A 13,878-nucleotide genomic window follows, 5' to 3' on the forward strand; every position below is an offset into this window, starting at 1 on the left:
ATAATACCTAGCCACTGGCACACTCAAACGCTGCCAGCGCCTTTTACGACTTTACAAGCCAGCATGGACAGCTTATTACTGTGCAACTATTTGCTAATGTTCACTACATTAGCCATCACGATTAAATCAACTAGTGATAATACCTAGCCACTGGCACACTCAAACGCTGCCAGCGGCTTTTACGACTTTACAAGCCAGCATGGACAGCTTATTACTGTGCAACTATTTGCTAATGTTCACTTCATTAGCCATCACGATTAAATCAACTAGTGATAATACCTAGCCACTGGCACACTCAAACGCTGCCAGCGCCTTTTACGACTTTACAAGCCAGCATGGACAGCTTATTACTGTGCAACTATTTGCTAATGTTCACTACATTAGCCATCACGATTAAATCAACTAGTGATAATACCTAGCCACTGGCACACTCAAACGCTGCCAGCGGCTTTTACGACTTTGTCAGCCGGTATCGACAACTTAAGAGTGGGCAACTATTTGCTAATATTCACTACAGTAGCCTGCACGATTAAACCATCTAGTGGTAATACCTAACCGCTGGCAGATAACAATTATTCGTGCTAGATCACAGACCATAATCAGCTGAGATGGTTAAATAGCATAAAATTGAGCCAATCTCGTTATCCAGTGTCATCTGTAGATAAAATAGGAATACATACATGAAAGCTAAATTAATCGCATTTGCTGCCGCAGCCACTTTGGCTTTAGGTGTTTCCTCTGTGTGGGCACAAGGTGCTTTGCATCAAGCAGAAGTCATCGACACTATGAATGGTGGCGGTTACACCTATGTTCAGCTAAAAGAAGCCGACAAAACATACTGGGCAGCAGGCCCACAAACTGAAGTGAATAAAGGCGATAAAGTTGAAGTGTCTGAGCAAATGTGGATGACCGATTTTAAAAGTTCAAGCCTAAACAGAACATTTGATAAAATCATGTTTGTTGGCAACATTAATAAAAAATAGTACGTTTTATCGCAAAAATCTTACATAATTGACCAATCTTACCGATTGGTCTTTTTTATGAAAAACTCAATAAATCAACCAAGTCAAATCGTTGATTTTTCAGCGTCCTACGCTACTCAAGTAAGCCAGTTATACCATATTGCTGTGCAAGGTATTGAACATCCGAGATACCCGAAACTAAAACTTGATGCATGGTCATTAGCCCCCCGTTCAGCTAAGTTCTGGCAATTACAATACAAGCGAAATAAAGCTTGGATTGCATTAAACAAGCAACAGGTCATCGGTTTTATTAGCCTAGAAACTCATTTTAACCACCAAGGTTATATTGACTGTTTATACGTGCACCCCAGCTTCCAAAATCAAGGTATAGCAAGCTCGCTATACCAACACCTTGAACATTGGGCACAGCAGCAACAATATCCATTTGTCAGTGTGGATGCGTCATATTTATCTAGAGCTTTGTTTGAGACTATGGGTTTTGCCTTACAACAAGTCAGCTACCAACAAAAACGTGGCCAAACTTTCACCGGTTTTTACATGAAAAAAGCGCTCTGAACGCCACGAGAGGCCTCAAAAGGGCGGTAACTAGCGGTAACGGTATAAGTGTTAAAAGCCAAGATGCTAGGATGATAACGAGCGAACGCTTTGGCCGCTTTATTTAGCAGCGTAGCGATCTAGCAGGACGCAGTCCGCCCTAGCCTCTGGGCTGTTACGTTCGATATCGCTTGCCATCGCTTATTACCAAGGTCACCGCTTTAAAAGCGGTTGCAGCATTTCTTCTAATCCATTGAGCTTCACTTCATACATTAATGCAAGCTGCTCACCAAGCTTACCTTCTGGAAAGCCTTTTGAATGAAACCACACTAAATAAGGTTCAGGTAACTGCAGTAACTTACGGCCAGCATATTTACCAAATGGCATGGTTTGATTAATCGCTTCTAATAATTGTTGTTCATTCATGACTTCGGTCCCACAGCTTTGATGGCTAAAACCCAAGTGTAACACGCTGCAAACCGTAAAAAAGTCCCTCATAGCGCCAACTATTACTTATATCAATTTCGAATAACAAAAGTAAAAATAAGATGTAAAAAGTGTATCAACAAGATATGCAAGCATAATATGCCAAATTAGCTGGCCAGTAATAGGGTACATGTTGCTCAGTAAAGTGCTTTAAGTGATTATAAAGTTTAACTTTTAAATAACATTCCTGCGTGCGACACCATGTTGTCAATTTTTTGCCGTACAAGCTAATTTAGTCAATTAAACATCTAGGCGACATTTATAAAAAACTGTCAAAAATCAGCTAATTGACCAAACCTAATTCAGTATTTAAAGTGAGTTTAGAATTATTTTTAGGTAAGTAACAAACTTGGTTGGGAGGGCTGCATAGATGATCATATTAGTAGGTGGTGAGAAAGGCGGCAGCGGTAAAAGCTGTTTAGCGCAAAATATTGCGGTGTTCCTGACCCAAGAGGCAGATGCCTGCGTGATTATGGTCGACTGCGATCCACAAAGAACAACATCAGACTGGATCCAGGCTCGTAACAACAACCCCAAATTATCGGCGATAAACTGCGTACAGCTTTATGGCAAAATCCGTAATGACCTCCTCAGCTTAGAGCAACATTATGACTATGTAATTGTCGATTGTGGTGGTCAAGATAACCTTGCCTTACGAGCATCTATGTCAGTTGCATCACATGTATTAATGCCGTTAAGACCAAAACGTCGCGACTTGAAAACGGTAAGCCACATGGACGATATCGTGTCCACTTGTTTGATGATAAATCCCAAAATGAAAGCATCATTTGTAATCACACAATGCCCAAGCTTACCTAACCAAGCAAGTAGAATCATCGAAGCAAAAGATGTTTGTCGTACTTACGATATTAACGTATTAGATGCAGTTAACTACAGTCGTAACATTTATGACGACAGTGAAGAATCGGGCTTATCAGTATTTGAATTAGAACCCAAAGGTAAAGCAGCTGAAGAGATGCGCAGTATTGCTTGCGAATTACTTGAGATTACCGATGCAAAGCAACTCCTTAAACAGCGCAATACTGCATCGAATGTGACCACATTGGGAGGAAATTATGGGACTAGCCGATCTCAAGAAAAACGCTTCGTCATGTAAGCAAACCAATAACATAGCAGTATCAATTGATGACTTTATTGCAGCTGCAGATCTGTACGCAGCCGGTAAAGGCGGAGCTCGACATGCGGTAACCTCTGAGGTTGTTGGCACAGAGAGTCAAACGAATATAATCGATTTTCTACAGCGTAAATACCCGCAGAAATTGGGGGCAATAAAATCAAATAGCAACAACAAAAAGCAACCTTATAAGCGCTGCACTTATACTTTAAGCGAGACAGCTATCACTCAGTTAGCCTTGCTGAGCCAGCAAGGCGGCATAGCAAAGTCAAAACTGATTAGACAATTGATTTCACAATATTTCAGCTTATCGCCACTACAACAAAAAAGCTTAGAAGCTAATTTTAAAGATTAATCGTTAATTTACTTTGTGATTGGTCAGGATGTTCGCTTTTCTCCCCCCACCCTTTCACTGGCTAATAAATATGAAGGTCATATTTATTAGCCAGTGCTTTTTTCTAAAAAACGCAACCTCTCATACCGCTGCACAAGTTAACATTTGCCCAGCACCTAGAGTTAATTTTTGCTAAAGCTTGAATTTGTTTACAAACAGCCCCATTAATCTCACATAGGGCAAAATTTTATAACAAACACAGCTAAAGCTATCGAATAACATCACGGAGTAGTGCGAAAACTTATCAGCACAGATATAAGCTTGAAATAAAAACCAAAAAAACCTTTTTGACTATTAGGATCCTTCTATGATCGCGATTGTAACATTGCTCATTATATCAATGACCGCTATTGGATGGATTACCAGTAGTCAATGGCGCCGCAATCGTCAACGTAGCATAGTGGCTAGCAAACCATTTCCAACACTATGGCGTAATATATTAAAAAAGCGCTTTCCTTACTTTAAAGCCATGCCAACAGACTTGCAGCTACAGCTTAAAAAGCATATCCAAGTGTTTATTAGTGAGAAACAATTCGTCGGTTGTGACGGATTCGACATAAATGACGAAGTAAAAGTCACCATAGCAGCCCAGGCCTGTTTATTATTGCTCAACCGAAAAACTGATTACTATCCTAAACTGAAACAAATTTTGGTCTACCCAAGTGCATTTATTGTTCATCAAAACCGCACTGATATAGCAGGCGTGTATTCTACTCAGCGTAATGTGTTGCTGGGTGAATCTTGGGAATATGGCAAGGTAGTGTTGTCATGGAACAGCACTGTAGAAGGCGCTGCAGATCCGTTTGATGGCAGCAATGTGGTTATTCATGAATTTGCTCACCAACTTGACCAAGAAGATGGCAGCGCCAATGGTGCGCCTCCTTTACGAGATATCACCTCATATCGTTCTTGGTCTGCTACTCTAGGGCAGGAATTTAAACAACTTCAACATTGCGCTCAACAGCATATCCCGTCATTATTCAATTATTACGGCGCAACCAATCCCGCAGAGTTTTTTGCTGTAATAAGTGAAACATTTTTTGAACGACCTATTGAGTTTTACCAACAACATAATCAATTATATAAAGAATTGAGCCAGTTTTATCAGCTAGATCCAATAAATTGGCATTAGATAAGTCATCAACATAATAATAATTCATAACGTAAAAGGAATACTATGCAATCAATCATTAACAGACTTGGATTTATTGCGGTGTTAATGACCACAGTAGCAGCCTTCGACTTGCATGCAACAGAAGCCGATGACACCTCACTTGGTCAAAGCCAAACCGCACCAAAAAACAAGCAAGTGAGCCAACAAGTAAGCTCCGAAAGCGAAGCCGTGATTAAGAATATTAGCCAGGCAAATGAATTAATTGACAGCCAAGGTTTATCTGCAAAAGACAGCCAAGCCGTCAGCGCTTTATTAAACCAGTTACATGAAAGCGCAGCAGCAGCTGACTGGACGACTTATTTTAGTCTTTATCACCCACAAGCAGTGTTTATTGGTACCGATAAGTCAGAACGATGGGATATGCTTGAGTTTGAACGCTATGCCAAACCCACTCAAGGTTGGCGTTACGATGTAAAGTCTCGCCACTTACTGCAAATTGACGATACCATCGTATTTGACGAACAGCTTTATAGCCCAGAATATGGCATTAGCCGAGGAACAGGTGCATTAGTTCAAACGGTTGATGGTTGGAAAATAGCACAATATCATTTGAGCTTTCCGATACCAAACGACAAAGCTAAACGTATTACTAGCTTAATTATGCAATAATCATCAGTTCATCAGGGTGACCATGTTTATTATCACGGTCACCCTTTTGTTTAATAGCAGATGCTTAATATCCAGTGATAAATCTTTAACCCACCCAATAATAGTCAATAACTAAATAGCCTTGTTATGCCATCGACACCGCAAAACACACATTTGCCAACTCACTAAAGTGAGTAAAACTGTCAAAATCATCTTGTTCAAAATGACGCCCAGAGCCCAACCTATCGGCATAAAACAAGCCTAATACTTTATTTCCAACAGATAATGGTGCTAATAGAAATCCATTTTGGGAAAATCGTTCCACAAGCACATCATCTACTTGTACTTTGCATTCATTGCTGGTTGGTGCATTAACCCAAAAGCTCTTTTTTTGCCCAATGCACTGAGTAAAAACCGATTGAGGATCATCAAGTTCAATCACAAATGCTTGCTTTAATAATTCAGCGCCATCGCCCATCATCACTCTTGGCTGTAATAGTTTACGACTCGGTGATAATAACAATACACCGCATCGGTCTAAACCAACACCGGTTAACATGCCCTCTAATGTCGTGTGCATGATTTGATTAAAATCAGTTTTTACCGCAGCGTAATGGGTTAATTGCCTCAGTTTACTTAATTGATAAGCGTGATTGGTTTCACGTACCTCAGAAGGCACAACTGGAGCATCAATATTGTCTAATACATTAGCGGTATGAGGTAAATAAGACACAATCGCTTTAGCACCGTATTCGATAGCTAGCTTATGGGTTGTTTCACTGCAATCAATAAACTTTTCAGTAAATTTAGCCACACTGATGTCTAACATATCGGCGGCTTGGGATAAGCGCTTATGCAACTCTTCAGCATTAACGTTAGGTTGCGATACTATCTCCGATAACTTATCGGCTAAAAAAATACAACGGATTTCGGGCATACGTTCATCTGGCTGCGTTAACGATTTAATTAACACGTCACCTAACCCCCAGCTTCTGGCAATACTCTGGGTAAGCTGAATAAATGACGTACCAAGTTCAGCTCGTATCAATGAGTTTTGCTCTATTTTATCATCGGTTGATAACAGTTTTTTATCTAGCTGTTCGGTTAGCTCACCGCCCATGCTCCAAAAAGCACTTTCACCGATGCGATACAACAAAGAAGCGATAAAAACTTCTTCACGTAACGATTCTCCTCGATCGCTCATCATCATTCTGGCGAGCATGGCCGCCTGAAAAGATTGCGCCATCAGCTTTAACAAGCGTTGATAAACACTGGCACTCAGATGTTTGTTTTCGAGTAAACTGGTCAGTAGTTTTGCGGTAATGCAAATATTACGAATAGTATCAAATCCGAGTACTACGGCTGCGCGGCTGACAGTCGACACCGGATTAATACCTTTATTGTAGGTAGCACTGTTTGCTACTCGCAAAATTCGCGAGGTAAGTGCGTTGTCGTGCATGACACTTCGACCGAGTAAAGATAATGAAGATACATCGTCTTTAGCCAGCTTTTCTAAATCACGCACTGTGGAACATAATGCAGGCATTTCTTGATCACTGATACGCTTGGTCCAATAATCAGCCCCTTTTTGCTGAGTCATCGCCTTCAAAATTTAACCTAAATGTAACAAACATTGATTTAGTATACTCAATTTCAACACAGTGTCTTGTAGAGATTGTCATTAGAGCAAGCTAGCTCACGTATCAAAGTAAAACAACGATATTTGCTTTCAAATGACGTGGCAATAAACCAATGAATAAGTCGCAATCACTCTCATGGTTAGTAAATGATGTGCTAACTGCGTCACTTTATTTATATTTTAGTGAACGTAATTTGAGTTGAATCTGTTTGATGTGCAGAGTAACAAGCATGAGATAAAAATTAAGCAAAAAAAAACGGCTCACAAGAGCCGCAATCACAAATAATGTGGTTAAAAAGCTTACGGGTAGGAAGTAGCCAAACAATCAGGATTAACAACTAAGTAAAACTTATAATCCAACATCCTTGGATAAAAATCCCGTGCTGCCTGTAGGTGAGCTGCACGGGGTTACAACAGCCACAAAGTGACTAAACTTGTAAAACGGTTGGGACTATAGGTTAAAACTGTTCTTCTTCAGTAGAACCTGTTAGCGCTGTTACTGATGATTTACCACCTTGAATACAGGTTGTGACTTGGTCAAAGTAACCAGTACCCACTTCTTGCTGATGCGATACGAAGGTATAACCTTTCTTAGCCGCAGCAAATTCAAGTTCTTGAACTTTTTCAACATAATGCTTCATGCCTTCACCGCGAGCATAGTCATAGGCTAAATCGAACATGTTGTACCACATGTTATGAATGCCCGCTAACGTGATGAACTGATACTTGTAACCCATGTTAGACAGCTCTTGCTGGAATTTAGCAATCGTGACGTCATCTAGGTTCTTCTTCCAGTTAAATGATGGAGAACAGTTATAAGCTAATAGTTGATCTGGGTACTTAGCATGAATAGCATCAGCAAACTTCTTCGCTTCTTCAAGACAAGGTTTAGCCGTTTCACACCAGATTAAATCAGCATACGGAGCATACGCAAGACCACGAGAAATGGCTTGGTCTAAACCAGCTTTAACACGGTAGAAACCTTCGCTAGTGCGTTCGCCAGTCACAAAGTCACGGTCATATTCATCACAATCTGAAGTCATTAAATCTGCAGCATTGGCATCAGTACGTGCAATAACTAACGTATCAACACCGCTCACATCTGCAGCTAAACGCGCAGCCACAAGCTTTTGTACTGCTTCTTGGGTTGGAACAAGAACTTTACCGCCCATGTGACCACACTTTTTAACCGACGCGAGTTGGTCTTCAAAGTGAACCCCAGCAGCACCAGCATCAATCATCGACTTCATTAGTTCGAAAGCATTCAGTACGCCACCAAAACCGGCTTCAGCATCTGCAACGATTGGTAAAAAATAATCAGTATAATTGTCATCACCAGGATTAACTTCTTTGCCCCATTGAATTTGGTCAGCTCGGCGGAATGAGTTATTAATACGGCTCACAACAGCTGGAACTGAGTTTGCTGGGTAAAGTGATTGATCAGGATACATGGTGCCCGCTAAGTTAGCGTCCGCAGCAACCTGCCAGCCTGATAGGTATATAGCTTCGATACCAGCTTTTGCTTGTTGTACTGCTTGACCACCAGTAAGTGCACCCAGCGAGTTTACGTAGCCTTTTTTAGCGCCGCCGTTAACCAGTTCCCACAATTTTGCAGCACCCATTTTAGCAATCGTGTTTTCTGGTACAACAGATCCACGTAATGCGACAACTTCTTCAGCAGTAAAAGGACGCTTAACAGATTTCCAACGTGGATTTTCAGCCCAATCTTTCTTAATTGCATCAACCTGTTGCTGACGAGTTAGTTGTGTAGTCATAGTGTCGCTCCTTTCTGTGTGAGGGTAGCAAAGTGAATCGTTCAACTTTGCTTAATTCAGTGGTGTTGTAATTAATATTCTGTTACTGGCATTAAGCCGTTAACAGTTCGTATCCGGGTAATGTTAAGAAATCAACTAACTCATCTGAGGTAGTAATTTGTTCAAATAACGTTGATGCTTTAGCGAACTGGCCTGCATTAAAGCGTTCTGCGCCGAGTTCCTTCTTAACGTTGGCCATTTCTTCTTTCAACATATCTTTAAATAATGCTTTAGTGACAAGCTTGCCATTTGATAGACTTTTGCCATGTTGAATCCATTGCCAAATAGAGGTGCGTGATATTTCTGCCGTAGCAGCATCTTCCATCAAACCGTAAATGGGTACGCAACCATTGCCCTGGATCCATGCTTCGATGTACTGCAATGCAATGCGAATATTCAAACGCATGCCCGCTTCGGTTTTTTCACCATCGCAAGGTTCAAGTAACTCACTGGCTAAAATCGGCGCATCAACATCACGAGTAATGTGCAATTGATTGGTTCTATCACCACCAATGTAATCATTGAAAATTTTCATTGCGGTATCAGCTAAACCAGGATGAGCCACCCAAGTACCATCGTGGCCATTGCGAGCTTCTAATTCTTTATCACCACGTACTTTTTGCAGTACCAGCTCGTTAGTCGCTTCATCTTTTGCTGGAATAAATGCCGCCATTCCGCCCATCGCTAATGCACCACGCTTATGGCAGGTTTTAATCAATAAGCGTGAATAGGCACTTAAAAACTTGGTGTCCATGGTGACTGCTTGACGGTCTGGTAAAACACGGTCTGGATAATTTTTTAAGGTTTTTATGTAACTAAAGATATAGTCCCAGCGACCGCAGTTTAGTGCGACTATGTTTGAACGAAGCTCATAAAGAATCTCTTCCATTTCAAACACTGCAGGCAAGGTCTCAATTAAACAGGTACATTTAATCGTGCCAGGTTCTAAGCAGAAACGCTCTTCAACAAACGCAAACACTTTAGCCCACCAACGCGCTTCCACATGACTTTCTAGCTTAGGAATATAAAAATAAGGCCCTGATTTTTTGGCTAAAAGTTGACGGTAGTTGTGATAAAAATACATCGCAAAATCAACTAAACCACCAGGTATAGGTGTGCCTTTGTACTCAACGTGTTTTTCAATAAGGTGTAAACCACGTACTCGAGCAATTAACACTGCTGGATCTGGATTTAACGAGTAATGCTTACCGGTTTCTGGAGCGGTAAAATCAATATCACCACGAACGGCATCGCGAAGGTTAATCTGACCTTCAACAATCTTTTGCCAGCTCGGTGCTAATGAATCTTCAAAATCAGCCATAAACACTTTTACATTGGCGTTTAAGGCATTAATGATCATCTTACGGTCAACCGGGCCGGTAATTTCAACTCGTCTGTCGGTCAAATCATTAGGCATACCACGGATAGTCCAATTGCCATCTCGTATTGCACGGGTTTCAGGTAAAAAGTCTGGTAGTTCGCCATTATCAATACGTGCTTGCTTTTGCTTACGCAGTTTTAGTAGTTCTGGCACTTCATCAACAAACTTGGCACATAACGAATCAAGGAAAGCCACGGCACCAGAATTAAAAACCTCTTCTTGGCAATTAACAGTGGGGCCAATAAAAGTGAGATCGGTTTTAACCGAATCATCAGCATTTGCTGTGGACTTACTGTACTGGGCTACTAGTTGTTCTGCCGTCATAATAATGGCTCCCTAAATGCTGTCTGTTTTGATATTGGTGGTCATGCTTCACTGTATAACGCTATCTACTGCTAACTCATTTATGCCACATTCTTGTATCAACTGAATCACTGTTGTACTTAACGATTGAATGCTTTTTATCGAGCCCAGTAACCGCTTACTCATAAGATTAACTTGAAGCTGACGTTGAAGAAGCTGACGTTGAATCAAAAACTTTCAAATGTCTGTTTCGTACTAAAAACTAACCAAAAACGTTTGTAATTGCAACAGTTATCAGTTTACCAAAACGTGTTAAAAACGACTGTCAACAGCACAGTAAATTGGTAATACCAAACAACAAATCTACACATAAGCACCTGTTTATAAAAAACTTTAATTATTAGAGTTTATACTTTAAATCAATCATTAGAAATTCATCTTACCAATTGACCAATAAATTACTTTGGTAAAAATGGTTGTAATAAAAAACTAACTGTAAATATTATCTTACATAACTTTAGTCTATATTCGTGAATGAAACAATTTGATAACGTTTTTAGCTTACCCGTACGTAATCACTTTTAATTGTTTTAAAACATAAGCTTAAACAAATTCATTTATAACCCAAATGTAAACGACTGTTTTAAATTTACGTTTACGTCAACGTTAAAAAATACGGCGGTAATGTCATTAAAAATGTGAGTTACGTCACCCGATCAACAAGTTCAGCTATATTGGTTTGTTTTAAATAAAGGTGAATTTTTTTTGAAAAAAATTAAAAACAATCACAAATGGGGCAATAGAGAACCAAAATGGTGCAATAGCAGAGATTTATTGCAGTAATAGCCAAACAATGAAAATGGCATTGCAACTCACGATGATAGGAAAAACGGCCAAAATTCAGCTTGAGGTCGGGCAGAAAGTGACTTAAATAGTCGATAATTTACCGATTAACAATAACGAGACACAGAAATGGATCAAAGAGGGAGTGTGCTTGTTCGTCGTAGTCGTAATAACTTGGTAGAGTTGTTTTGAAGCAATTTGGTGCATAGGGTGTTCATTCTTAGCCCCTACTCTACTTAATAGAGATTATCTGTTTGGTAAGATCTTACCCGTTAACGAGCAGCAGAATATATCACTCGCCTCATATTATTCAGAACAGTCGCTCCTTCAAGATAATTTTTGCCGCAATATAGGGCAATTTTATATCTGCCGCAGTTTGTTATACCAAATTATGGTTTATTTGTAAGCGATGACGCTCTAAAAATAAGCCATAAACACCACCAGAAGAGATCCGCTAAATGGTATTTGCTATTTAAATAGAATGTGTTTGTTGTAAGGTATCACTATCGTTTTAGGCACTATACCTATGATTTACAGAGCATTTTTATGTAAAAATGAAGTCGCTACATGGCGTAATAGCGATACAATTACCATAGTTTTTAACAATAAAATGCACAAAGAGTAAGATGACCTGTGGGATGCTGCTAGCAAAACACTAAAAAGTGCTTTTCAATTATACAGAAATTGAGCTTATACACTTCAAAGTAGCCTATTAACAACTATGCCATTTACTGTTGTTGTGTGCATTTAGTCATAGACTGCATTGCTGATAATGTGATGAGGTTGTAGAACGCATGGTCGCTATCGAAGAGCTTGTGTGATGAATTTTGATGATGATCTCAGCTTAGCGATGATTAAGGCTTCATGGTGTCGTCATAAGATATTACGCAGTTTCGACCATTATGTTTGGCTCGGTAAAGGGCTAAATCAGCACGATGAATTAAAGGATCAAGGCTTAAGTCATCTTTAGTAACAGTGCTGACACCACAACTGACTGTGACCGTAAAATCGTGTCCAGAGAAACGAGTGTTAATATTGGCTATCTCACTACGAATACGTTCGGCAAAATCAACAGCCATATCTTCGGCTTGCTTTGGCATAAAGACAGCAAACTCTTCGCCGCCCATTCGGGTAAAAATATCTGTCGGTTTCAACATACCCTCGATAACATTAGTCACTTTTTTTAATACCCAGTCACCTGTACCGTGGCCATATTGGTCATTAATATTTTTAAATAGATCAAGATCCATTAACACAACAGAGAATCTTTCACCTATTGTTTGAGCTTGAATAAATTCATTTTCCGCCATTTCTTGTCCAGTACGGCGATTAAAAATACCGGTTAATCCATCTCGCTGCGCTTGTTTCATAAATTGATTACGTTGCAGCCAAGCCGAGATCAATAACAATAATAAACCGACAGAAAGACCTACAAGTAAAGTAGAGAACATGATAGATGAACTTTTTTCCTTCATAAACAAATCTTTTTGTTTCATCAGTAACTCGTGATCTTGGATCAAACTGCTATTTTCACGGCTTTTTTCAACACTATCAAAGCGAGCCATTTGATAAGCATTTTCTTTGACTTTCTGCTCATCAAGTAGTTGCTGGCCAAGTGCAGAAGCGACAACTTGAAACTGGTATGCTTTATCAAATTGCCCGCGTTTACCTGCAATTAAAGAAAGAGTTTCGTTAACTCGTTTTTTCGCTATCATGTTACTGGGTTTATTAGGCAATGCATTAACCATTTGCGCATACATTTCAGCTTGTTGGTAATCGCCTAAATGAAAATAAATAACACTTAAATAAGACCTTATCTCATTGATTTCAACTTCAAATTTAAACTTTTGGTAACGCTCTAAAGCAACAAGATACAAACTTTCTGCAGCCGCATATTGTCCTTTATCAAACAGCACTGTAGCCAAGCCTCTAATAGACATGATCTCAATTAATGGCAGACCATGATCTTTACAATAAGCTTGAGTGTCTTTAAATAATGTATCAGCTTGGTCAAAATGAGCTAATTTTGAATGGGCCACCGACAGGTATAACATTGAATAACATTGATCTTTTGGGTCTTTACCTTGATTTAAATTCAGCGACAATTTTGCTATACGTAACATTTCATCATAAGCGCCCAGCTGTAAATACACATTCATCAGACGGTTATAAGACTTTATTTTGATACTTTGGTCTTGATAGTTATCAATACGAGAAAGATTTTCTTCCAGAAGAGAAAAGGCTTTTTGGTAGTTGCTAAGCCCAATATTTGCAGTGATTTTCAATAGATAAATATTGGTGAGTTCTTCACCAGTTGGACCGTCTATCAGTGCTTCATCGAAAGCTTTATCTGCTGCGACAAAATGACCTAAATAAAGCTCTTTGGAACCGACCAACCTATGTAGGCGGCTGTGTTGTGATGAGGTAAGTGAAGATTCAGAGGCTAATACGGTTTCAATCTTTTTAATTGCATAACCAGTATCTGTCGCCAAATATTGTTCAATAGTATCGAGTTCTTTATCATAATCGATATTGTCAGCTATCGCCGCGCGGCTAAAAAGCAACACGATGATAATAAAAAAATACCTCGATGTATGATGCAAG

The 13,878-nt window shown here is 39.7% G+C and carries 11 protein-coding genes; 6 read left to right on the forward strand and 5 right to left on the reverse strand.

Annotation, left to right across the window (positions count from 1 at the left end; genetic code table 11):
* Positions 1-680: 680 nt before the first annotated feature.
* Together GW828_RS13745 and GW828_RS13750 are read left to right on the forward strand one after the other, a co-directional pair.
* Positions 681-983: an NrfJ gene (locus tag GW828_RS13745; protein WP_124016844.1), complete on the forward strand. Its 303-nt coding sequence runs from the start codon at positions 681-683 to the stop codon at positions 981-983.
* Between the two features lie 57 nt (positions 984-1,040).
* Positions 1,041-1,538, forward strand: a complete 498-nt coding sequence (locus GW828_RS13750; protein WP_273057975.1) for a GNAT family N-acetyltransferase — start codon at positions 1,041-1,043, stop codon at positions 1,536-1,538.
* Between the two features lie 192 nt (positions 1,539-1,730).
* On the opposite strand, the gene GW828_RS13755 is transcribed toward GW828_RS13750, so the two are convergent.
* Complete coding sequence (locus tag GW828_RS13755) at positions 1,731-1,943, reverse strand: DUF3820 family protein (protein ID WP_041413444.1); 213 nt, start codon at positions 1,941-1,943, stop codon at positions 1,731-1,733.
* A gap of 430 nt (positions 1,944-2,373) precedes the next feature.
* Here GW828_RS13755 and GW828_RS13760 point away from each other — a divergent pair, with 430 nt between their 5' ends.
* From GW828_RS13760 to GW828_RS13775, 4 genes are all read left to right on the forward strand, one after another.
* Positions 2,374-3,120, forward strand: coding sequence for an AAA family ATPase (locus GW828_RS13760; protein WP_124016842.1), 747 nt, complete (start codon positions 2,374-2,376; stop codon positions 3,118-3,120).
* Complete coding sequence (locus tag GW828_RS13765; protein WP_124016841.1) at positions 3,080-3,493, forward strand: CopG family transcriptional regulator; 414 nt, start codon at positions 3,080-3,082, stop codon at positions 3,491-3,493. The genes GW828_RS13760 and GW828_RS13765 overlap by 41 nt, the downstream gene beginning before the upstream one ends.
* A 346-nt stretch (positions 3,494-3,839) precedes the next feature.
* Positions 3,840-4,664: a M90 family metallopeptidase gene (locus GW828_RS13770; protein WP_273057976.1), complete on the forward strand. Its 825-nt coding sequence runs from the start codon at positions 3,840-3,842 to the stop codon at positions 4,662-4,664.
* Positions 4,665-4,709: 45 nt separating this feature from the next.
* Positions 4,710-5,315 (forward strand): nuclear transport factor 2 family protein, encoded by a 606-nt coding sequence (locus GW828_RS13775; RefSeq protein WP_273057977.1) that lies wholly within the window; start codon positions 4,710-4,712, stop codon positions 5,313-5,315.
* Positions 5,316-5,439: 124 nt separating this feature from the next.
* Here the strand turns inward: GW828_RS13775 and GW828_RS13780 are convergent, their stop codons facing one another.
* From GW828_RS13780 to GW828_RS13795, 4 genes are all read right to left on the reverse strand, one after another.
* Entirely contained in the window at positions 5,440-6,894 is a 1,455-nt protein-coding gene (locus GW828_RS13780) for an HDOD domain-containing protein (RefSeq protein ID WP_124017010.1), read from the reverse strand.
* Between the two features lie 497 nt (positions 6,895-7,391).
* Positions 7,392-8,708: an isocitrate lyase gene (aceA, locus tag GW828_RS13785; RefSeq protein WP_182697954.1), complete on the reverse strand. Its 1,317-nt coding sequence runs from the start codon at positions 8,706-8,708 to the stop codon at positions 7,392-7,394.
* Positions 8,709-8,799: 91 nt separating this feature from the next.
* On the reverse strand, positions 8,800-10,452 hold the full coding sequence (gene aceB / locus GW828_RS13790; RefSeq protein ID WP_273057978.1) for a malate synthase A: 1,653 nt from the start codon (positions 10,450-10,452) through the stop codon (positions 8,800-8,802).
* A 1,676-nt stretch (positions 10,453-12,128) separates the two neighbouring features.
* Positions 12,129-13,877 (reverse strand): tetratricopeptide repeat-containing diguanylate cyclase, encoded by a 1,749-nt coding sequence (locus GW828_RS13795; RefSeq protein WP_273057979.1) that lies wholly within the window; start codon positions 13,875-13,877, stop codon positions 12,129-12,131.
* Position 13,878: the final 1 nt, after the last annotated feature.

The sequence above is a fragment of the Shewanella vesiculosa genome, assembly GCF_009994065.1.
GTDB classification, from domain to species: domain Bacteria; phylum Pseudomonadota; class Gammaproteobacteria; order Enterobacterales; family Shewanellaceae; genus Shewanella; species Shewanella vesiculosa.